This window comes from Ruegeria sp. BHSB196 (assembly GCF_059613135.1).
Window position 1 is genome coordinate 58396 of the sequence record NZ_JBXWRY010000020.1, and the last position, 19397, is coordinate 77792.

General features: G+C 66.8%; 19 protein-coding genes and 1 tRNA gene. 6 read left to right on the forward strand and 14 right to left on the reverse strand.

The window, feature by feature from the left end; all coding sequences use genetic code 11:
- Window positions 1-73 precede the first annotated feature (73 nt).
- Entirely contained in the window at window positions 74-970 is an 897-nt protein-coding gene (locus AC2FNJ_RS11580) for a LysR substrate-binding domain-containing protein (RefSeq protein ID WP_496764392.1), read from the forward strand.
- On the opposite strand, the gene speB is transcribed toward AC2FNJ_RS11580, so the two are convergent.
- From speB to speA, 4 genes are all read right to left on the reverse strand, one after another.
- The gene (gene speB, locus AC2FNJ_RS11585) at window positions 946-1788 is read right to left on the reverse strand and encodes an agmatinase (RefSeq protein WP_496764393.1); all 843 of its coding nucleotides are present in this window, start codon (window positions 1786-1788) and stop codon (window positions 946-948) included. The genes AC2FNJ_RS11580 and speB overlap by 25 nt on opposite strands.
- Complete coding sequence (gene nspC, locus AC2FNJ_RS11590; RefSeq protein WP_496764394.1) at window positions 1785-2954, reverse strand: carboxynorspermidine decarboxylase; 1170 nt, start codon at window positions 2952-2954, stop codon at window positions 1785-1787. The genes speB and nspC overlap by 4 nt, the downstream gene beginning before the upstream one ends.
- A gap of 85 nt (window positions 2955-3039) precedes the next feature.
- A complete protein-coding gene (locus AC2FNJ_RS11595) occupies window positions 3040-4251 on the reverse strand; it encodes a saccharopine dehydrogenase family protein (protein WP_496764395.1) in 1212 nt (403 codons plus the stop codon).
- A 23-nt stretch (window positions 4252-4274) separates the two neighbouring features.
- Window positions 4275-6164, reverse strand: coding sequence for a biosynthetic arginine decarboxylase (gene speA / locus AC2FNJ_RS11600; protein WP_496764396.1), 1890 nt, complete (start codon window positions 6162-6164; stop codon window positions 4275-4277).
- 187 nt (window positions 6165-6351) lie between these two features.
- On the opposite strand from speA, the gene AC2FNJ_RS11605 reads away from it, so the two are divergent.
- Window positions 6352-7407 (forward strand): FAD-dependent oxidoreductase, encoded by a 1056-nt coding sequence (locus tag AC2FNJ_RS11605; protein WP_496764397.1) that lies wholly within the window; start codon window positions 6352-6354, stop codon window positions 7405-7407.
- Between the two features lie 161 nt (window positions 7408-7568).
- Entirely contained in the window at window positions 7569-7757 is a 189-nt protein-coding gene (locus AC2FNJ_RS11610) for a hypothetical protein (protein ID WP_496764398.1), read from the forward strand.
- Window positions 7758-7866: 109 nt separating this feature from the next.
- Here AC2FNJ_RS11610 and AC2FNJ_RS11615 read toward each other — a convergent pair whose 3' ends face one another.
- From AC2FNJ_RS11615 to AC2FNJ_RS11650, 8 genes are all read right to left on the reverse strand, one after another.
- The gene (locus AC2FNJ_RS11615) at window positions 7867-8310 is read right to left on the reverse strand and encodes a DMT family transporter (RefSeq protein WP_496764399.1); all 444 of its coding nucleotides are present in this window, start codon (window positions 8308-8310) and stop codon (window positions 7867-7869) included.
- On the reverse strand, window positions 8307-8825 hold the full coding sequence (locus AC2FNJ_RS11620) for a GNAT family N-acetyltransferase (RefSeq protein ID WP_496764400.1): 519 nt from the start codon (window positions 8823-8825) through the stop codon (window positions 8307-8309). Before AC2FNJ_RS11620 ends, AC2FNJ_RS11615 begins: the two co-directional genes overlap by 4 nt.
- Window positions 8822-9376 carry a helix-turn-helix domain-containing protein gene (locus tag AC2FNJ_RS11625; RefSeq protein ID WP_496764401.1) on the reverse strand — a complete coding sequence of 185 codons (555 nt, stop codon included), beginning with the start codon at window positions 9374-9376 and terminating at the stop codon, window positions 8822-8824. Before AC2FNJ_RS11625 ends, AC2FNJ_RS11620 begins: the two co-directional genes overlap by 4 nt.
- A gap of 119 nt (window positions 9377-9495) precedes the next feature.
- Window positions 9496-10512 (reverse strand): extracellular solute-binding protein, encoded by a 1017-nt coding sequence (locus AC2FNJ_RS11630; protein WP_496764402.1) that lies wholly within the window; start codon window positions 10510-10512, stop codon window positions 9496-9498.
- A gap of 119 nt (window positions 10513-10631) precedes the next feature.
- Window positions 10632-12239, reverse strand: coding sequence for an arylsulfatase (locus tag AC2FNJ_RS11635; protein ID WP_496764403.1), 1608 nt, complete (start codon window positions 12237-12239; stop codon window positions 10632-10634).
- Window positions 12240-12278: 39 nt separating this feature from the next.
- The gene (locus tag AC2FNJ_RS11640) at window positions 12279-13439 is read right to left on the reverse strand and encodes a WD40/YVTN/BNR-like repeat-containing protein (protein WP_496764404.1); all 1161 of its coding nucleotides are present in this window, start codon (window positions 13437-13439) and stop codon (window positions 12279-12281) included.
- A gap of 368 nt (window positions 13440-13807) precedes the next feature.
- Window positions 13808-13933 carry a type B 50S ribosomal protein L36 gene (ykgO, locus tag AC2FNJ_RS11645; RefSeq protein WP_085868787.1) on the reverse strand — a complete coding sequence of 42 codons (126 nt, stop codon included), beginning with the start codon at window positions 13931-13933 and terminating at the stop codon, window positions 13808-13810.
- A gap of 76 nt (window positions 13934-14009) precedes the next feature.
- Window positions 14010-14084, reverse strand: a tRNA-Val gene (locus AC2FNJ_RS11650).
- A 147-nt stretch (window positions 14085-14231) separates the two neighbouring features.
- Between AC2FNJ_RS11650 and AC2FNJ_RS11655 the strand changes: the two genes are divergently transcribed.
- On the forward strand, window positions 14232-15092 hold the full coding sequence (locus AC2FNJ_RS11655) for an N-formylglutamate amidohydrolase (RefSeq protein ID WP_496764405.1): 861 nt from the start codon (window positions 14232-14234) through the stop codon (window positions 15090-15092).
- 17 nt (window positions 15093-15109) lie between these two features.
- On the opposite strand, the gene AC2FNJ_RS11660 is transcribed toward AC2FNJ_RS11655, so the two are convergent.
- Both AC2FNJ_RS11660 and pyrF read right to left on the reverse strand, forming a co-directional pair.
- Window positions 15110-16363, reverse strand: coding sequence for a DNA polymerase IV (locus tag AC2FNJ_RS11660; RefSeq protein ID WP_496764406.1), 1254 nt, complete (start codon window positions 16361-16363; stop codon window positions 15110-15112).
- A 367-nt stretch (window positions 16364-16730) separates the two neighbouring features.
- Window positions 16731-17435 carry an orotidine-5'-phosphate decarboxylase gene (gene pyrF / locus AC2FNJ_RS11665; protein ID WP_496764407.1) on the reverse strand — a complete coding sequence of 235 codons (705 nt, stop codon included), beginning with the start codon at window positions 17433-17435 and terminating at the stop codon, window positions 16731-16733.
- Window positions 17436-17588: 153 nt separating this feature from the next.
- Between pyrF and AC2FNJ_RS11670 the strand changes: the two genes are divergently transcribed.
- Both AC2FNJ_RS11670 and AC2FNJ_RS11675 read left to right on the forward strand, forming a co-directional pair.
- Window positions 17589-17915: a hypothetical protein gene (locus tag AC2FNJ_RS11670; RefSeq protein WP_496764408.1), complete on the forward strand. Its 327-nt coding sequence runs from the start codon at window positions 17589-17591 to the stop codon at window positions 17913-17915.
- 145 nt (window positions 17916-18060) lie between these two features.
- Window positions 18061-19397, forward strand: a 1337-nt coding sequence (locus AC2FNJ_RS11675; protein WP_496764409.1) for a Clp protease N-terminal domain-containing protein, incomplete at its 3' end; no start/stop codon positions are given.

Sequence of the window (19397 nt, forward strand, 5' to 3'; positions counted from 1 at the left end):
CGACGCTACGGGCTTTCGTTCCGTCCGCAAATGCGCAAAATGCAAATGCACTCCATTCCCCAAAGGAATAGACATGCCCGAAACGAATTGGCGATTGCTGACCGCCTTCGAGGCCGTGGCCCGCAACGGCACGTTCTCGCGCGCCGCGCGCGAATTGAACGTGCTGCAACCCGCCGTCAGCCGCCGCATCGCGGATCTCGAGTCCGATCTGGGCGTGCGCCTGCTGCACCGCACCCGCCCCGGCGTGACCCTGACGCCCGAGGGCGAGATCCTGTTTCAGGCCGTCGCGGGCAGTCTGATGCAGGTACGGACTGCCGTCGAACAGATCCGCGCCCCGGCGCAAACGGCATCGCTGGTCGTGGACAGCACCATCGGTTTCGCAAGCTGTTTCCTGATGCGGCGGCTGCCGGGATTTCGCGCCGCCCATCCCGACATCGTGATCGAACTGCTGTCGCGCGACCTCAGCGACCGCTACCACGAAGGTGCGGCGGACGTGATCATCGCCTTCGACGAACCGGCGCGGATGCCTGGCATCGACAAGGTTCTGATTTTCAACGAGGAACTCGTGCCGGTCTGCGCCCCGGCCTACCTACCCGCGCCGGTGCCTCCCGAGGCTCTGGCGGAGCACCGGCTGCTCCACCTCGTGCATGGCATCCACACCCGCGACTGGGACCGCTACGCCGCCGGAACCGGGCTGCGCATCCGGCCGCCGGGCTCGGCCGAACGGTTCACCAGCTTCACCATCTGCCTGCAGGCGGCGCTGAACGGGGACGGGATCATGCTGGGATGGGAGCACCTGCTGCAGGATCATCTGGACGCGGGCACCCTGATCCGCGCCTGTACGCGGAGGGTGACGTCAGATCGCGGCTATTTCGCCTGCATCACCGCCCGCGCCGCCGCCAACCGCCGGGCGCGCGCCTTTGCCGACTGGATCGCCGGGCAGGTTCAGCAGGCGGCCATCAGGCGATAGACGATCTGCGCGGCGGTGAAATCCCAGGCGGCGTTGCCGTCAGGGGCCAGTTCGACCACGTCGAAGCCGACGCATTTGCGCCCCTTCAAGGGATGTTCCACCAGGTGCAGCGCCTGGTAATAGCCCAGCCCGCCGGGCACCGGCGTGCCGGTGGCGGGCATCAGCGACGGGTCCAGACCGTCCACGTCGAAGCTGACATAGACCAGTTCGGGGAAATCCGCGGGTAGGTCGACCGCATGGGTGCCGTTCGTCACCAGATCCTCGGCATCCACATGGAAGACCCGGTTCCGGGTCCGGCTGTCCACCTCCTGCCTGCACAGCGCTCGCACGCCGAACTGCGCCAGGCGGAGGCCGTCCTCGACCAGCAGATGCATGACCGAGGCGTGGGAATGCCTTTCGCCCTGATAGGCCACGCGCAGATCGGCATGGGCGTCGATCTGGACGATCCCGACGGGCGCGCCCAGCGCGCGCGCCACCCCCGTCACCGCGCCGTAGCTGAGCGAGTGTTCGCCCCCCAGCGTCACCGGCACCTTGCCCGCGCGCACCGCCGCCTCGGTGCGCCGGGCGAGGCGGTCCATCACCTCGGGCAGCGGGCCGTCGCAATCCAGCGGCGCTTCGGTGAAAATGCCCGCGGCGCAGGGTTCGGCGCGGCCCACGATGCGCTCCAGCTCGTTGCTGGCTTCGATGATCGCCGCCGGTCCCCGGGCGGTGCCCGATCCGTAGGACACGGTGCGTTCCAGCGGCACCGGGATCACGCGGAACCGGGCGTCTTCGCTGCGTTCGGCCTCGGTCAGTTCACTGTCCAGAAAGCCGGTCATGACAGGCGCTCCTTGAAATCGTCGTAGCCGAACTGCTTCACGACCCGCAGATCGTCGGTGTCGCTGTTCCACAGCGCGATCGTGGGCAGGGGGACGCCGTTGAACGTGTTGGTCTTGACCATCGAGTAATGCGCCTGATCCAGGAAGGCAAAGCGTTGGCCGATCCGCAGCGGCTCGGCCCAGGTGTAGTCGCCGATCACGTCGCCGGCGAGGCACGAGGGGCCGCCGAGGCGATAGGTGTGGCCCGTTTCGGCCTCGTCCATCAGGGCGGGGCGATAGGGGGCCTCGATCACGTCGGGCATGTGGCAGGTGGCCGAGATGTCGGTGATGGCAAGGTTCATGCCATTGTGCGGCAGGTCGAGAATTTCGCCCACCAGGATACCCGCATCCAGCGCTACCGCCTCACCGGGTTCCAGATAGACCTCGACGCCGTATCTGGCGCGGATGTGTTTGATGAACTCCACCAGCCCGTCGCGGTCATAATCGCTACGGGTGATGTGGTGGCCGCCGCCGAAATTGAGCCATTTCAGGCCGTTCAGGAAGGGGGCGAGTTTCGGTTCGACCGCCGCCCAGGTGCGCGCCAGCGGCTCGAACCCCTGTTCGCAGAGCGTGTGCATGTGCAGCCCGTCCACGCCGGTCAGGGCGTCGGCGGTCAATTGGCTGACCGGCGTGCCGAGGCGCGAGCAGGGGGCGCAGGGGTCGTATTTCGCGACCTCGCCCTCGGAATGTTCGGGGTTGATGCGCAGCCCCACCTGCCGCCCCGCGGCCTGAGCCTTGGCCAGGAAGCGGTCCTTCTGGGCGGGGCTGTTGAAGATGATGTGATCCGACAGCGCGAGAATTTCGTCGATGTCGGCATCCTTGTAGGCGGCGCAGAAGGTGGCGACCTCGCCGCCATATTCCTCGCGCCCCAGCCGCGCCTCGTAGATGCCGCTGGCGCAGGTGCCGCCGAGATGCTGGCGCACCAGCGGGGCGAGCGCGAACATCGAGAACGCCTTGAGCGCCGACAGGACATGCGCGCCGGACCGCGCGCCGATGTCGGCCAGCACCGCCAGGTTCCGCTCCACCGCCTTTTCGTCGACGACGAAGCAGGGGGAGGGGACGCGGGTCAGGTCGAAGTGGCGGAAGGCGCCGGCGTCTCCGGCCTGGGTGGTCATCATGTCTGCCATGGCAGAGGCTCCGCTTGTGGCGAAGGCCGGGGGCGCTGCCCCCGGACCCCCGGAGTATTTCTGGCAAGATGAAGTCTGTGGTGGATCAGAACTCGACCGGGCCGTCGAGTTCGTGGACCTGCCAGGGCAGGCCGTGCTTGTTCAGCATGTCCATGAAATCATCCGGGTCGAGCTGCTCCATGTTCCAGACGCCCGGCTGGCGCCAGTTGCCTTTCAGCACCTGCGCCGCGCCGATCATCGCCGGAACGCCTGTGGTGTAGCTGACGGCCTGGCTGCCGACCTCGCGGTAGCATTCCTCGTGATCGCAGATGTTGTAGATGTAATAGGTCTTCTCGCCCGAGCCGTCCTTGGCCTGACCGGTGGCGATGTCGCCGATGCAGGCCTTGCCCTTGGTCTCGGCACCCAGATCGCCGGGATCGGGCAGCAGGGTTTTCAGGAACTGGATCGGGATGATCTCGACCCCGTTGTGCACCACCGGGTCGATCCGGGTCATGCCGACATTCTGCAGCACCTTGGCATGGGTGATGTAGGCATCGCCGAAGGTCATCCAGAACCGGGCGCGCTCGATCTCGGGGAAGTGGGTCGAGAGCGACTCCAGCTCCTCGTGATACATCAGGTACATGTTCTTGGGTCCGATGCCGGGGAAGTCGAACTCGACCTTGTGGGTCATGGCCGGCGTCACCTTCCACTCGCCGCCTTCCCAGTGGCGGGCGTCGGCCAGAACCTCGCGCAGGTTGATCTCGGGGTTGAAGTTGGTGGCGAATTCCTGATCGTTCTGGCCGCCATTGGCGTCCAGCACGTCGATCTGGCGGATCGTGTCCAGCTTGTGTGTCTTGAGCCATTTGGCGAAAACGCTGGTCACGCCCGGATCGAAGCCCGAGCCCAGGATGGCGGTCAGGCCGGCCTGCTTGAACCTGTCCTGATAGGCCCATTGCCAGTGGTATTCGAACTTGGCCTCGTCCTCGGGCTCGTAGTTGGCGGTGTCGAGGTAGTGGCAGCCGGCCTCGAGGCAGGCATCCATCAGCACCAGATCCTGATAGGGCAGGGCCAGGTTCACCAGGATCTCGGCCCCGGTCTCCTTGATGAGCCTGACCGTGTCGGCGACCTCGTAGGCGTCAAGCTCGGCGGTCCTGATGTCGACGCCGGTGCGTTCCTTGACCGACTTTGCGATGGCATCGCATTTCGCCTTGGTGCGGCTGGCCAGGGTGATTTCGGTGAAGATGTCGGAATTCATCGCCATCTTGTGCACGGCGGCGTGGCTGACGCCACCGGCGCCCACAACCAAAGTCTTGCCCATGGGAAATTCTCCTCTCGCCGGGGTCATTCGTAATAGGTGTAGCCGTTGATCGAGTCGCGATAGGCGCTCATCAGGGTCTTGCGGTCCTTGGCCTTCAGAGTACCCGTCGAGATCGCCTCGTCCACCATCTTGCGGAAGGCGGCGACGCAGTCGTTGGGATCGAACTCGACATAGGCCATGACTTCCGAAATGGTGTCGCCCTCCTGCTCGTGCAGCAGGTCGAACCCGCCATCGGCCCGCAGGTCGATGGTGACGACGTTGGTATCGCCGAACAGGTTGTGCAGATCTCCCAGCGTTTCCTGATAGGCGCCGACGAAGAACACGCCCATGTAGTATTCCTCGTCCTCCGGCAAGGTGTGCACCGGCAGGCTGGGCGCGACGCCGTCGGCCAGGATGAACCGGTCGATCTTGCCGTCGCTGTCGCAGGTGATGTCCGACAGCACCGCGCGGCGGTCGGGGGTCCGGTTCAGCATCTGCAGCGGCACGATCGGGTGCAGCTGGTCGATCGCCCAGACATCGGGCAGCGACTGGAACAGCGAGAAATTGCAGTGATAGATGTCGGCAAGCTTCTCGAGCTGGTCGTCCACGTCGGTCTCGGCCTCGTCCGAGGCGGCCAGCGCCTTGATCCGCGCCATCAGCGACAGATAGATCCGCTCGGCCCGGGCCATCTGGCGCAGGTCCACGAAGCCGCGGCGGAACAGGGCGCGCAGCTCGTTGCGATAGAAGGTGGCGTCGTTCCAGCACTCCTGCAGGCGATCGCGGCTGAGATAGCCGTGCACGGCCGCCAGATCGGACACCATGTGGTGATCGTCGGGGTCCACCTCGGGGCCGTCGGGCGCGTCATAGAGCGTGCTTTCCAGCACGTTGAACACCAGCATCGACGAGGTGGCCACCACCGCCCGGCCGCTTTCGGTGACCAGCGTGGGGTGGTCCACCCCGGCCTCGTCCATGGCATAGGCCACGGTTTCCACCACATTGGCGCAGTATTCCTCGACCGTGTAGTTGATCGAGTTCTCGGCGGCCTTCTTTTCGCCGGTGTAGTCCACGCCCATGCCGCCGCCCAGGTCCAGATGCGTCAGCGGGACGCCCTCGCGGGTCAGTTCGGTGTAGTAGCGGCAGGCCTCGCCCACGGCGCGGCGCACGTCGTTCACGTCGGGCACCTGGCTGCCCAGATGCGAATGCTGCAGCTTGAGGCAATGCAGCAGGCCCGCCTCGCGCAGCTTGTCCACCACCGCGACCAGTTGATCGGTATTCATGCCAAAGGTGGACCGGTCGCCCGAGCTTTCCTGCCACTTGCCGCCGATCTGGTTGGTCAGCTTCACTCGCACGCCCAGCAGCGGTTCGATCCCCAGTTCCTCGTGGACCGCGATCACCGTATCGGCCTCTTTCGGGCTTTCCAGCACGATCACCGTGTTGAACCCGATCTTGCGGCTGAGAATGGCCAGGCGGATGAATTCGGCATCCTTGACGCCGTTGCACACGATCAGCGCCTCCTTGGCCAGCCGGTGCGCCAGCGCGATCACCAGTTCCGGCTTCGAGCCGGCCTCCAGCCCGTAGCCGTATTGGTGGCCGAACGCGACGATGCGATCGACCACCTGCGCCTGCTGGTTCACCTTGATCGGGAACACGCCGCGATAGCGGCCCCGGTACCCCGTGCGCGCGATGGCGGCGGCGAAGCTGTCGTTGATATGGGCGATCTCGTTTTCCAGATAGGAACTGATCCGCAGGATCATCGGCGCGCGGATGCCGCGCTGATCCAGGTCGTGCAGGATGCCGGGCAGGCTGATGGCGGCGGCGTCGGGCGCAAGCGGGTTGCGCAGGCCGATCTCGCCATCCTCTGTCACCTCGACGAGGCCCTTGCCCCATTTCTCCACGCCATAGACGGAATGCGGTGCATCAGATGCGTGTTTCAACCAACCAAGCCCCCGTGGTCCCGAGCCGAAAGATGTGCGCCGCCGTTTACGGGAGCGGCTCGATTCGTCCAAGCGCAATCTCGCCTGTGCGCGGAAAATACAGCCGGACCCGGTGTGGCACCAGTTTGCTTGATCGCCCGGTCAAGGCATGAAACGGTGTTCGGAACGCCAACGGAAAGGAGGTCCGATGTTGTCCGTGCTTGTGGTGGGGGCCGGACCCACCGGACTGTCCGCAGCCGTCGAACTCGCCCGTCAGGGGGCCGAGGCCACCGTCATCGACAAACGACATGAGCCCTCCGGGTTCAGCCGCGCCGTGGGCATCAACGGCCACACCATCGACCTGCTCGCCGCCTCGGGCGCCGGACCGGCGCTGGTGCACGAGGCGGTGGCCTTCTCCGCGTTCAACATCCATGTCGGCGCCCGCCGGATCGCGCGCCTGCCGCTCAACTTCGATGACCGCAGCCGACTTTACGGTCTGGCGCAGGACCGGACCGAACACCACCTGGCCCAGGCCTTCGCCCGCTACGGCGGACAGGTCCGTTACGGCACGCCGCTGACCGGGCTCGCGCAGACGGCGGCGGGCGTGGATGCCGAATTCGGAGGGGCAAGCCGGCGATACGACTACGTGATCGGCGCCGACGGGGTGCATTCGACGGTCCGCGACCTGCTCGGCCTGCCGTTTCCCGGCTACGATCTGGACGAGGTTTGGTCTATCGCCGATGTGGACAGCCCCGGCTGGCCCGACCCGGGCGCATTCCAGGGCTATCTGCTCGACCCCGGGCGCGTGGTCATCGTGGCGCCGATGGAGCCGGCCCGCTTCCGCATCGTCTCGAACACGCCCGATGCGCTGGCGGCGTTGCCGGTGCCCATGCCGGTCGAGCGGATCCGCCGTTCCGGCGCGTTCCGGATCGCGATCCGCCAGGTGCCGGAATACCGCGTCGGACGGGTCTGCCTGGCCGGCGATGCCGCGCATTGCCATTCTCCGGCCGGGGGCCGCGGCATGAACCTGGGGATCGCGGATGCCGTCGATCTGGCCCGACGCATCACCCGCGGCGATCTGTCGGGCTACGGCGCCGCGCGCCGCCGCGAGGGACGGCATGTCATCGACATCACCGAACGGATGCGCAAGGCGCTGCTCTCCTCCAACCCGGTCCTGCGCGCGGCGCTGCGCGGCGCCATGCGCACGGCCGATGCGGTTCCGCCGCTGGCCCGGACGGCCATTCACCGCTTCATCAACGGGTGAGGACCGGCGGAATTCCGCACGGCCGCACCTCTACGGCCCGGGATCTCCCTCCGGAGGCGCCGCATTAAGAAAAGTTAATCCGCCCGCCATGCGCCGGTCAGCCCAGGTCGTCATCTGAGGCGGGCGACACGCATCACGCTGCGACAAAGCAGGAGGGGCACATGAAAGCGAACGCGAAATTCATCGCCTTGATCGTGGCAACCGCCGTCGGCGTGACCACGATCGCACAGGCCGGGGGCACTGCGGCCGATCACAGCGCCAATGCCGAGGCGGAAGTCGTCACGCCGACCGTGACGGCGCAGGCGCCGCATCTGCCCGACGCGACCCGGCTGGCGACATACGGGGATTGACCCAGAACGATCCCGAAAGATCCTCCCGCAAGGGGTCCGACCCCGCGGAGGAGAGGCGCTCTGCGTGTGTCAGGGAGGTCACGCAGGGCGCTTTCTGACGCCCGCCCCGTCAGCGCCAGATCACCAGCCCCGACCCGACGGCGACCATCGCCAGGCCGATCAGGTTCGCGGCGGTGAACTCGCGCGCGGCCAGCCCGAACAGGCCGAACCGGTCATAGGCATAGCCCGCCGCCAGTTGCCCCAGGATCACGCAGACCATGTAGGAGGCGACACCCAGCCGTGGCACCGCGAGGATCGAGGTGAGCACCACATAGACCCCGATCAGGCCCCCGGCCCAGACCCAGAGCGGCACCGCCGCCATGTCCTGCCGCCGAGGCAGCGGGCCGCCGAGCGCCGCCAGCAGCAGGCACAGCGCCGCCGCCCCCAGCGCAAAGGCCAGCATCGCCGCCTGCACCGGGCTGCCCAGAATCGCCGCCATGCGGGCATAGATCGGCCCCTGCGCCGCGATCAGGGCGCCCCCGACCACCACCGCCAGGATCAGCACCGCGATCACGCCAGCCCCTTGTACATGTAGGTGGTGGGCTCATAGACCTCCGCGAACGGGTTGCGGCAATAGTTGGGGATCTCGCCCGCGATCCGGTATCCGAGGCTCCGGTACAGCCGCAGGGCCGGGTCGGAACTGCGGGTGTCGAGCACCAGCAGCGTCTTGCCCAGCGTCCGCGCCCGGTCCTCCAGCGCCGTCATCAGTGCCCGGCCCAGGCCCCGCCGCCGCGCCTCGGGATGCACCAGCAGCTTGGCCACATCCGCCCGGTGCGGCTGGTTCGGCATCGTCGCCATGGCCAGTTGCACCGTGCCCAGAACCCGCCCATCGCCGCGCGCCACGAACAGCTCCAGCGCGCCGGGGCGGACCGCCGGGAACACCCGATCCTGCCAATAGGCGCGCGCCTCCGGCTCGGCGAAGGGCAGGATGAACCCGACGCTCGCACCCCCATGCACGCAGGCGTGCAGCAGGCCCGACAGATCCGCCAGCACGCCGGGCAGCGCGGCGCTGTCCAGCCGGGCGATCATATCAGCACCAGCAGATAGCGCGCGCCGCTCTCCGCCCCGGTCTCGAACCGGTTGGGGCCGGCCAGGTGATAGCGCAGGCAGTCGCCGGCACCCAGGCGATGCGGGATGCCGTCCAGCGTCAGGGTCAGTTCCCCCTCCAGCATCACCAGATGATGCTCCTGCCCCGGCCTCGGCGGCGCGTCATAGGCGATCGCCGTTTCCGGCGGCAGGTGACATTCCAGCACCTCGCCGCTCAGACCGGCCGCCGGGGGCGACACGGCCCGGCGCGTGTACCCCGTCGCCGGATCGGTCCATTCTGCCTGCCGGTCGCGCGGCACCTTGGGGGCGAAGCTGTCCTCGACCATCATCAGCAGCCGCGACATCGGCAGGCCATAGGCGGCGCACAACCGGCCGAGGCTTTCCGCGGTCGGACTGACCTCGCCATGCTCCATCCGCGACAGCGTCGCCCGGCTCAGCCCGCTTTCGGCGGCCAGCCGGTCCAGCGACCAGCCCCGATCCAGGCGCAGTTCCTTCAGCCTTTCCGCTAGGCGGGCGGACAGGTCGTCCAGCATCTCTCACATCCGAAAATGATTCCCGATTATGAAAAACTGAAGGGACCAAGATGGAAAATCAAACGAAAAGGCGCAGGGGTCTGCCCCTGCGCCCGATCCTGCCCGATTTTTGTGCAGCGTTACTTCCAGCCGACCTCGTTGAAGATCTTCTGCGCCTCGGGAATGTTCTTGGCGACTTCCGACAGGTTCACCTCATCGGCCTTGAATTCGCCCAGCACGGCGACGTTCTCGGCCAGGTCCACGCCCTGCACGGCCGGGTATTCGTCATTTCCGTTCGAGAAATAGACCTGCGCCTGATCGCCCGCCAGATATTCCAGGAACTTGACCGCGTTCTCCTTGTTCGGCGCATTGGCCGCGATGCCGGCGCCCGACAGGTTCATATGCGCGCCTTCGGCGTCCTGCGCCGGGAACTGGATGCCGATCATGTCGATCTCGGCGCTCAGCCCCTTGACGTCCTTGCGCAGGGCGCGGGCGTAGTAATAGGAGTTCGACACCGCGATCTCGCACTCGCCCGAGACGATGCCGCGCAGCTGGTCGGTGTCGCCGCCCTGCGGCTCGCGCGCCATGTTGGCGACCACGCCCTCGGCCCATTGCTTGGCCTTCTCGGCGCCGTGATGGGTGATGATCGAGGCCAGCAGCGTCTGGTTGTAGGTGTTGGTCGAGGACCGGATGCAGACCAGCCCCTCATAGGCCGGATCGGCCAGGTCCAGATAGCTCGCCGGCGGGTTGGCGACATCGGCCTTGTCGAAAAAGATGATGCGCGCGCGCTGCGAGAACCCGAACCAGGTGTTGTCGTCGTCCTGCAGGTTCGCCGGAATGCGCTCTTCCAGAACCGCGCTTTCGACCGGCTGCAAAAGGCCCGCATTCTTTGCCCGCGCCAGGCGCGAAGTGTCCACGGTCAACAGCACGTCGGCGGGCGAATTCGCCCCTTCGGCTTCCATCCGCGCGATCAGCTCGTCGGCCTTGCCTTCGATGCGGTTGATCTTGATGCCGGTGGCCGCCTCGAAATCGGTATAGAGGCGCTCGTCCGTGTCATAGTGGCGCGAGGAATAGAGGTTCAGCTCGCCCTCGGCCGCGGCCGAGGTGGCGACGATGGCCGTCAATGCGGCAGCAACAAGGGAAGAAGTGTTCTGCATGGTGTGTCCCTACTGGTCTGATGCAACGGGCCTTAACCCGACTGATTTGCTCAATTATACGATTCCACACCGGATGCAAGCTTTTCTGACAGAATTACTCGGAAAAAACGCCGCACCGCTCAGCCCTCGGCGTTGTCCATCTCCCAGGCGGCCAGAAGGCGGGGCAGGGCGACGGTCCAATCCATGACGCCGGCCTTGTCGGCCCAATCCTCGTATTGCCGGATCAGGGCGCGCGCGCGGTCGGGCTCGCCCCGGATCAGGTCGTTCAATTCGGTCCGGTCGGCCTCGATGTCGTAAAGCTCCCAGTCCCGGCCATGCAGGCGCACCAGCTTGAACCGGCCCAGCCGGATGGCGGCATTGCCTTCATGCTCGAAAAAGATCGGCTGCTCCCGCGCCCAGGGCTGGCCGCACAGCAGATCCATCAGGCTCTCGCCCTGTCCGGGTTGCACCGCATGGCCTCCCAGTTCCTTCAGATAGGGCGCGCCCGCCGCCTCCAGGATCGTCGGCAGAACATCGACGACATGGCACGCCGCATGCACCGGCTTGGACGCGCCGACCCGGCCCGGCCAATGCGCGATCAGCGGGGTCGAGATGCCGCCCTCGTGCACATAGTGCTTGAACAGCCGGAACGGCGCGTTCGAAACATTGGCCCAGGGCTTGTCATAGCTCTGATAGGTCAGCGCATCCCCCGGCATCACATCCGGGCGGTTGCCCATGGTGATCCGCCGCCCGTCTCGGGTGGTGTCGGGAAAGAACTTGGCCCAGCCATCCTCGGCCATGAACTCGGCGCAGCCGCCGTTGTCGCTGAGAAACAGGATCAGCGTGTTCTCGAACTGGCCTAGCCGCTTCAGGGCCGCGACCAGCGTGCCGACGGACTGATCCATCCGGTCCACCATCGCCGCATAGGTCGCCATCTTGCGCGCCTCCCAGTCGCGATGGGTCTCTTCGGCCCAGGGCCGCACATCCGGATCGCGCGGGCTGATCCGCCAGTTGGTCTGGAACAGCTCCATCGCGTTCATCGTCTCATGTCGGGCGGTGCGGATGGCATCCCAGCCCCGGTCGTACACGCCGTCATAGCGGGCGATATCCTCGGGATGGGCATGCAGCGGCCAATGCGGCGCGGCATGGGCGAGATACAGGAAAAAGGGCCGCTCCAGCGCCACGGCTTCCTCCACCATGCCGATCGCCTTGTCGGTGATCGCGTCGGTGAAATAGAAATCGTCGGGAAAGGTCTCGACGCGGTCATCGTCCTCCAGCATGAAATGCGGCGAAAAGAAATGCGTGACCCCGTCCACGATCCCGTAGAACCGGTCAAAGCCGCGCTGGCGCGGGGTGGGGTGGTCCACATCGCCGACGCGCCAGCTGTCCACCTCGCGCGCCATGAAGTCGCCGCCCACATGCCATTTGCCGCTCATGCAGGTCCGGTATCCGGCGGCGCGCAGATGTTCGGCGATGGTGGCGCTGTCGTTGCGCAGAAAACCCCGATAGGCCGGCTCGCCCAGATCGGCGCCCATATGGCCGATGCCGGCGTTGTGCGGATAGAGGCCGGTCAGCAGCGACGCGCGCGTGGGGCAGCAGCGGGCGCAGTTGTACATGGCGGTCAGCAACACGCCGTCCCGCGCCAGCGCGTCGATATTGGGCGTGCGGATCTCGGACCCGGTGCAGCCGAGATCGGCGAACCCCATGTCATCGACCAGGATCAGAATGATGTTGGGCTTTCCGGTCATCGCGCGCTCCTGCCGCCTGTCCAAAAATGTCGCGGACCGTCACGCCCGGTCCAGCACCTCCACCGCCAGGATGGTGGGCAGGTGCCGCGCGATCTCGGTCCAGCTCTCGCCCTCGTCGGTGCTGGCAAAGACCGATCCGCTGTTGGTGCCGAAATAGATGCCCGTCGGATCGCGCGCATCGCCCGCCATGGCCTGGCGCAGCACGGTGAAGAAACACCCCTCCTGCGGCAGCCCCTCCCGGTGGGCCTGCCACGACCGCCCGCCGTCGCGCGACCGCCAGACGGCCGCCGCCGCATCGGGCGGATAGCGCCCGATGCTGTCGCCGTTCAGCGGCAGGGTCCAGATGGTCTCGGGATCGCGCGGATGCACATGGATCGGAAACCCGAAGGTCGAGGGCAGCCCTGCGGTGATGTCCTCCCAACTCCGCCCGCCATCGGCCGAGCGCCACACGCCGTGGTGGTTCTGCTGATAGAGCAGGTCCGGCGCGCCCGGCGCCTGCACCATGTTGTGCACGCAATGCCCGATCTCGCCGTCCCGCGGCGCCGCCGGATGATCGTGCTGCCCGCACCCGTCGGCATTCGACAGGCGGTTGCGCCGCTCCCAGCTTGCGCCGCCATCCTCCGAGGCAAAGACCCCCGCCGCCGAGATGCCGACCCACAGCTTCCGCCCGTCCCCGGGATCCGCCAGGATGGTGTGCAGCACCAGCCCGGCACCGCCTGGGTTCCAGTCCGGGGCCGAGGGATGGTCGGTCAGCCCCTCGACCGTTTCCCACGTCGCGCCGCCATCCCGGCTGGCCAGCAACCGCGCCGGTTTGGTTCCGGCATAAAGCGTCCCGTCCGCATGACACAGCGACCAGATCTGCGAGAACCGGTCTTCAAACGGCAGCGGATCGCCGGTCCACCCGATCATCTCGGCAAAGCCGGGATCGTTGGCGGCCCAGTCGTCCATCTCGCCCCTGGTCAGCCTGGTGAGCGTCCAGGTCTCGCCGCCATCGTCCGACCGCCACACGCCGGACCCGAACCAGTCGCCGCCGCCCCCGGCCCAGAGCGTGCCGGTCGCGGCATCCCCGATCGCGTGGTTGATCGGCCAGCCGTCGCAGAACGGGCCTCTCACCGTCCAGCCCGACCGCGCCGCGTCCCCCTGCACGATGAACGCACCCTTGGTCGTGCCGACCAATACACTGACGCCCCGATCCGACATGCCGTCCCCGCTCCGCCGCTGCACCGGCAGGATAGCACGCCCGGATCACCGAGGCATGCCTTTTGGTCCGCGCGCGCCCCGTCCGACCGCGCGGCCGCTTGACCCGACTGTTCCTGAGGGGCGCTGCCCCTCTTGCCCTGTGGGCAATTCACCCCGGGGTATTTCGGACCAGAAAGAAGCTGGGTTTTGGCTTCTTTCTGGTTTCAAATACCCCAGGGAGTTTGAGGGACAGCGTCCCTCAACAAAAAAAAGAAAAAGAGCGCGCCGAAGGCGCACAAGTGACTTTCGGTGGATGGTGAAGGAGGGTGCGGGGCAAAAAAGAAACCGCGCCCGAAGGCGCGGCTTGCGAAACGCGGATTGCGGGGGTCTCAGCCCTGACGGGCTTTGAACTTGCGCTGCGTCTTGTTGATCACATAGACGCGGCCTTTGCGACGCACGATCCGGCAGTCGCGGTGCCGGTTCTTCAGCGAGCGGAGCGAGTTTCTGACCTTCATGGCCTGTCTCCAATTCCTGCGGCGCGGGCCAGCGCCTGGGTTAGCGGGTGTTTCGACGCGCGAAACAGTGAATTCATGGTGGGCGGTACTGGGATCGAACCAGTGACCCCTACGATGTCAACGTAGTGCTCTACCGCTGAGCTAACCGCCCATGAATGCCGTGCGGAGCCGCCCCAAAACGAAATGGGGCGCGGAACCCCGCGCCGGTAGCGGGGTCTATAAAAGGAGTCGTCGGGGGGATCAAGGGCTTTGGCCGAACAAAATTCCGGTCTATGTTCCTCCCTGACAAGGAGTGAGCATGCAGAACGTCGCCTATCATCTGAGCACCCCCGCGCACCGCACATCCTGCGTCGTGTTCGCCTCGCCGCACAGCGGCCGCAGCTATCCGCCCGAGATGCTGCGGCGCACGGTCCTCAGCCGGCACGCGATTCGCTCCTCGGAAGATGCCTTCGTGGACCTTCTGTTCGCGCCCGCGGTCGATCACGGCGCGCCGCTGATTTCGGGGGCGGTGCCGCGCGCCTTTCTGGATCTCAACCGCAATGCCGACGAGCTGGATCCGGCCCTGATCGAAGGCGCCCGGCAGTTCGGGCACAACCCGCGCGTGGCCTCGGGTCTGGGGGTGATTCCGCGGGTGGTGTCGAACGGGCGGGCGATCTATCGCGGCAAGCTTTCGATGAACGAGGCGCGCCACCGGATCGACGCCTTCTGGCGGCCCTATCACGCGCGGCTGCAGTCGCTTCTGGACGAATCGCACCGTCTGTTCGGCCAGGCGATCCTGGTCGATTGCCATTCCATGCCGCACGAGGCGGTTGCAGGCCTCGACCGCAAGCGCGCGGGGCGTCCCGAGATCGTGCTGGGCGACCGGTTCGGCGCCTCGGCCTCGGGCGAGGTGGTCGAACGGATCGAGGCCGCCTTTGCCGCCGCCGGATTCAACGTGGCGCGCAACACGCCCTTTGCCGGCGCCTACGTGACCCAGACCTACGGCCGCCCGTCGCGCCACCAGCACGCGGTCCAGATCGAGATCGACCGGTCGATCTACATCGACGAAAAGCAGATCGTTCCGAACCGGAACTACCGCGCCTTCCGCGAGCGGCTGCGCGGCGTCATCGCCGAGATCGCCGCCATCGGCCGCGAGGCGATGCCGGTGGCGGCCGAGTAGGAAAAGCCCCGTCGGCGCTACCGCAGCGCCCGGCCCTTCAGGATCGCATCCGAGCCGAAGCGGCGCCTGATCTCGTCGGCGGCCCGCTCGGCCCCCGACCGCCGCGCCGCGCCCGGGTCCAGCAGGTCGCCCGACATGTCCGCCTGAGCGGCATCGCACAGGTCCGACAGGCCGCATCCCAGCAACCGATAGGGGCCGCGGTCGCCCAGCTGGTCGAACAGGCCCCGCGCGGTGCGGTAGATGCGGTCGGCCATCTGGGTGGCGTCCCGCAGCGACACCCGGCGCGTCAGGATCCGGTGATCGGCCTTCTTCAGCTTCAGCGTCACCACCCGGCCCGCCAGACCCTTGGCCTTGGCCCGGTCCGCGACCTTTTCGGCCATGCGCCACAGATGGCCGTCCAGAATGTCGGGATCGGCGGTATCCTCGAAGAACGTGGTCTCGTTGCTGATCGATTTCATCGGTTCGTGGGGCGAGACCCGGCGTTTGTCCTGGCCGCGCGCCAGATGCCACAGGCGATGGCCCATCGCCCCGAACCGGGCGGTCAGCGCCTCCTGATCCCAGCGCAGCAGATCCGCGAAGGTGCGGATGCCGGCGCGCTCCAGCGACTCCTGCGCCGCCGGTCCGATCCCCCAGATCAGGCGCACCGGCTTGTCCCGCAGGAAATCCGCCGTCTCGGCCTTGCCGATCACCGAAAACCCGCGCGGCTTGTCGAGGTCCGAGGCGACCTTGGCCAGGAACTTGTTGTGGCTCAGGCCGATCGAACCAGTCAGCCCCAGCTCGTCCTTCATCCGCCTGACCAGCCGTGCCAGCATCACCGCCGGCGGCGCGCCGTGCAGCCGCTGGGTGCCCGACAGGTCCATGAACGCCTCGTCCAGCGACAGCGGCTCGACCGCGGGGGTCAGCGCGTCCATCATCGCCCGGATCTGCCGGGACACCTCGGCATAGACCGACATGCGCGGCTTGATCACCACCGCATCGGGGCAGAGCTGCAGCGCCTTGAACATCGGCATGGCCGAGCGCACGCCGCGGATGCGCGCGACATAGCAAGCGGTCGAGACCACCCCGCGCCTGCCGCCGCCGATGATCACCGGCTTGTCCGCCAGTTCGGGATTGTCGCGCTTTTCCACCGAGGCATAGAATGCGTCGCAATCCATATGCGCGATGGTCAGATCGAACAGTTCGGGATGCCGCGTGACCCGGGGACTGCCGCAATCCGGGCAGCGCCGCGCGTCTTCGAAGCGGGACAGGCAATCACGACACAGGCCGGGCATCCGCGCTTTCCTGCTTGCTTGGGTCGGGGTCTTCGGCCCGGACTATACCACCCCGTCCGGCCGATCACAGCCCCCGGCGTGCGTGCGTATCCATCCGGTGCTCAAGAAAACCCCCCGCGACTTCGGGCGGGGGGGAAGGTAACGAACCACAGGAAGAAAAAGGTCCGTCGGGGAGTGTCTCGCGTTCAGACTCGCCCAAAACCTGACGTTGCGACAGCCCCGACTGCTCCGGCTGGGAACTTGAAGATTGAATGTGTTTTTGCGGGCACAGGGGCGTTTTCGCGGGGTGTTCGGCGAATTTCGCACCGCCCCAGACGGTTACGCTCCACAGCTGATGCGGATCGCACCGGTTGGGCGCATCGCCGCGTCAATGCACGCGCAGCGCCTTCAACTCGGCCAGAACCGCCTCGGCCGCCGTCCTGGGGTCGTCCGCGCGATAGATCGGGCGGCCCACGACGATGTGATCGGCCCCGTCGGCGATGGCGCGGGCCGGGGTGGCGACCCGCTTCTGGTCGCCCAGATCGGCGCCCGCGGGACGCACGCCGGGGGTCACGATCAACCGGCCCTCGGCCAGCGGCAGCGCGCGGATCCGGGCCGCCTCCTGCGGGCTGGCGATGACTCCGTCCGCCCCGGCCTCGAACGCGCGGGCGGCGCGTTCCACCACCATGTCCTGCACGTCCCCCGCCTTCATCAGCCCCGCATCCAGATCGTCGCGGTTGAGCGAGGTCAGGATCGTCACCGCCAGGATCTTCAGATCCTTGCCCGCCGCGCCCTCCTTGGCGGCGCGCACCACATGCGGATCGCCATGCACGGTCAGGAAATCCAGATCGAACTGCGCCAGACCGCGCACGGCGTTTTCGACCGTGTTGCCGATGTCGAACAGCTTCATGTCCAGAAAGATGCGCTTGCCGTGATCCTGCTTCAGCTCGTTGGCCAGCGCCAGACCGCCCCCGGTCAGCATCCCCAGGCCGATCTTGTAGAACGAAACGCTGTCGCCCAGCCGCTGCGCCAGGGCAAGCCCCTCCAGCGCGGTCGGCACGTCGAGGGCAACGATCAGACGGTCATCGGGCATGGCGCGCTCCCTTGGGTAAACGCCTGCGTCCTAGCGGCTCCAGCCCGGCCTGTCCATGGCCGCGCGCATTTTCCCGGCGCCGCTCCGAACCGCCGCCATTCCGTGCTAGGGTGGGCGGCAGTCGAAACGCCAAACCTGTTCGAGGGACCAGACATGAAGAAACTCGCTGCGCTGCTGACCGGGATGCTGCTGCTGGGATGCGAAACCGCACCCGATCCCGAAACCCCGGCCTCCACCGACGCGGTGATTCCCGCGCCCGACAACGACAACCTGCGGCTGGTGCGCGGGTATCGCTCGGCCGACGATCCCTGCCAGCTGACCGGCGAAACCGACTTCACCCGCAACTATCTGGATGACGCGGCAGATCTGGTGTCCTGCCCGACCGGCAGCGCCGCCGCCGAATCGCTGGTGGCGACGACCGGCGCCCGTGTCGTGACCGAAACCGGCGGCTACACCGTCTTTACCGTGCCGCGCCGGTAATGGCGGATTTGCGGAAATTCGATCGGTTTTGCGGGCTTGGCCTCTTGAAGCCGGTGCGGCATTCCCCAGATTGAATGCGAGGCCCAGACCGAAGCGTGCCGCCTGGCGGGCGCAGACACTTGGGCGCTTGGAAAAGGAGAGAAAGATGGACTTGAACAAGTTCACCGAGCGGGCACGGGGATTCGTGCAGGCAGCGCAGACGATCGCATTGCGCGAGGGGCATCAGAGACTGGCCCCGGAACATATTCTCAAGGCATTGATGGACGACGATCAGGGGCTGGCCAGCAACCTGATCCAACGCGCCGGCGGCTCGCCCGCCCGCGTGGTCGAGGCGCTGGATGCGGCGTTGTCGAAGATGCCCAAGGTCAGCGGCGATGCCGGCCAGATCTATCTGGACGGCCAGACCGCCAAGGTGCTGGACGAGGCCGAAAAGATCGCCAAGAAGGCCGGCGACAGCTTTGTTCCGGTCGAGCGGGTGCTGATGGCGCTCTGCATGGTCAAATCCAAGGCCCGCGAGGCGCTGGAGGCCGGCGCGGTCTCCGCCCAGAAGCTGAACGAGGCGATCAACGACATCCGCAAGGGCCGCACCGCCGACACGGCGAGCGCCGAAGAAGGCTATGACGCGCTCAAGAAATATGCCCGCGACCTGACCGAGGCCGCCGCCGAAGGCAAGATCGACCCGATCATCGGCCGCGACGAGGAAATCCGCCGCTCGATGCAGGTGCTGTCGCGGCGCACCAAGAACAACCCGGTCCTGATCGGGGAACCCGGCGTCGGCAAGACCGCGATCGCCGAGGGCATGGCCCTGCGCATCGTCAACGGCGACGTGCCGGAATCGCTGCAGGACAAGAAGCTGCTGGCGCTCGACATGGGCGCGCTGATCGCCGGCGCGAAATACCGCGGCGAGTTCGAGGAGCGGCTCAAGGCCGTCCTGAACGAGATCACCGCCGCCGCCGGCGAAATCATCCTGTTCATCGACGAGATGCACACGCTGGTGGGCGCCGGCAAGTCCGAAGGCGCGATGGATGCCGCCAACCTGATCAAGCCGGCTCTGGCGCGCGGCGAGTTGCACTGTATCGGTGCCACCACGCTGGACGAATACCGCAAATACGTCGAAAAGGACGCGGCCCTGGCCCGCCGGTTCCAGCCGGTTCTGGTGCAGGAACCCACGGTCGAGGACACGGTGTCGATCCTGCGCGGCATCAAGGAGAAATACGAACTCCACCACGGGGTGCGCATTTCCGACTCGGCGCTGGTCTCGGCGGCGACGCTCAGCCACCGCTACATCACCGACCGGTTCCTGCCCGACAAGGCCATCGACCTGGTGGACGAGGCCGCCTCGCGCCTGCGCATGGAGGTGGACAGCAAGCCCGAGGAACTCGACCAGCTCGACCGCCAGATCCTGCAGATGCAGATCGAGGAAGAGGCGCTCAAGCGCGAGGATGACGCGGCCTCCAAGGACCGGCTGGAAACCCTGCAGAA

Coding starts and splice junctions, on each gene's coding strand:
- AC2FNJ_RS11580 (WP_496764392.1), top strand. CDS start 74: ATGCCCGAAACGAATTGGCGATTGCTGACCGCCTTCGAGGCCGTGGCC.
- speB (WP_496764393.1), bottom strand. CDS start 1,788: ATGACCGGCTTTCTGGACAGTGAACTGACCGAGGCCGAACGCAGCGAA.
- nspC (WP_496764394.1), bottom strand. CDS start 2,954: ATGGCAGACATGATGACCACCCAGGCCGGAGACGCCGGCGCCTTCCGC.
- AC2FNJ_RS11595 (WP_496764395.1), bottom strand. CDS start 4,251: ATGGGCAAGACTTTGGTTGTGGGCGCCGGTGGCGTCAGCCACGCCGCC.
- AC2FNJ_RS11605 (WP_496764397.1), top strand. CDS start 6,352: ATGTTGTCCGTGCTTGTGGTGGGGGCCGGACCCACCGGACTGTCCGCA.
- AC2FNJ_RS11610 (WP_496764398.1), top strand. CDS start 7,569: ATGAAAGCGAACGCGAAATTCATCGCCTTGATCGTGGCAACCGCCGTC.
- AC2FNJ_RS11620 (WP_496764400.1), bottom strand. CDS start 8,825: ATGATCGCCCGGCTGGACAGCGCCGCGCTGCCCGGCGTGCTGGCGGAT.
- AC2FNJ_RS11625 (WP_496764401.1), bottom strand. CDS start 9,376: ATGCTGGACGACCTGTCCGCCCGCCTAGCGGAAAGGCTGAAGGAACTG.
- AC2FNJ_RS11630 (WP_496764402.1), bottom strand. CDS start 10,512: ATGCAGAACACTTCTTCCCTTGTTGCTGCCGCATTGACGGCCATCGTC.
- AC2FNJ_RS11635 (WP_496764403.1), bottom strand. CDS start 12,239: ATGACCGGAAAGCCCAACATCATTCTGATCCTGGTCGATGACATGGGG.
- AC2FNJ_RS11640 (WP_496764404.1), bottom strand. CDS start 13,439: ATGTCGGATCGGGGCGTCAGTGTATTGGTCGGCACGACCAAGGGTGCG.
- ykgO (WP_085868787.1), bottom strand. CDS start 13,933: ATGAAGGTCAGAAACTCGCTCCGCTCGCTGAAGAACCGGCACCGCGAC.
- AC2FNJ_RS11655 (WP_496764405.1), top strand. CDS start 14,232: ATGCAGAACGTCGCCTATCATCTGAGCACCCCCGCGCACCGCACATCC.
- AC2FNJ_RS11660 (WP_496764406.1), bottom strand. CDS start 16,363: ATGCCCGGCCTGTGTCGTGATTGCCTGTCCCGCTTCGAAGACGCGCGG.
- pyrF (WP_496764407.1), bottom strand. CDS start 17,435: ATGCCCGATGACCGTCTGATCGTTGCCCTCGACGTGCCGACCGCGCTG.
- AC2FNJ_RS11670 (WP_496764408.1), top strand. CDS start 17,589: ATGAAGAAACTCGCTGCGCTGCTGACCGGGATGCTGCTGCTGGGATGC.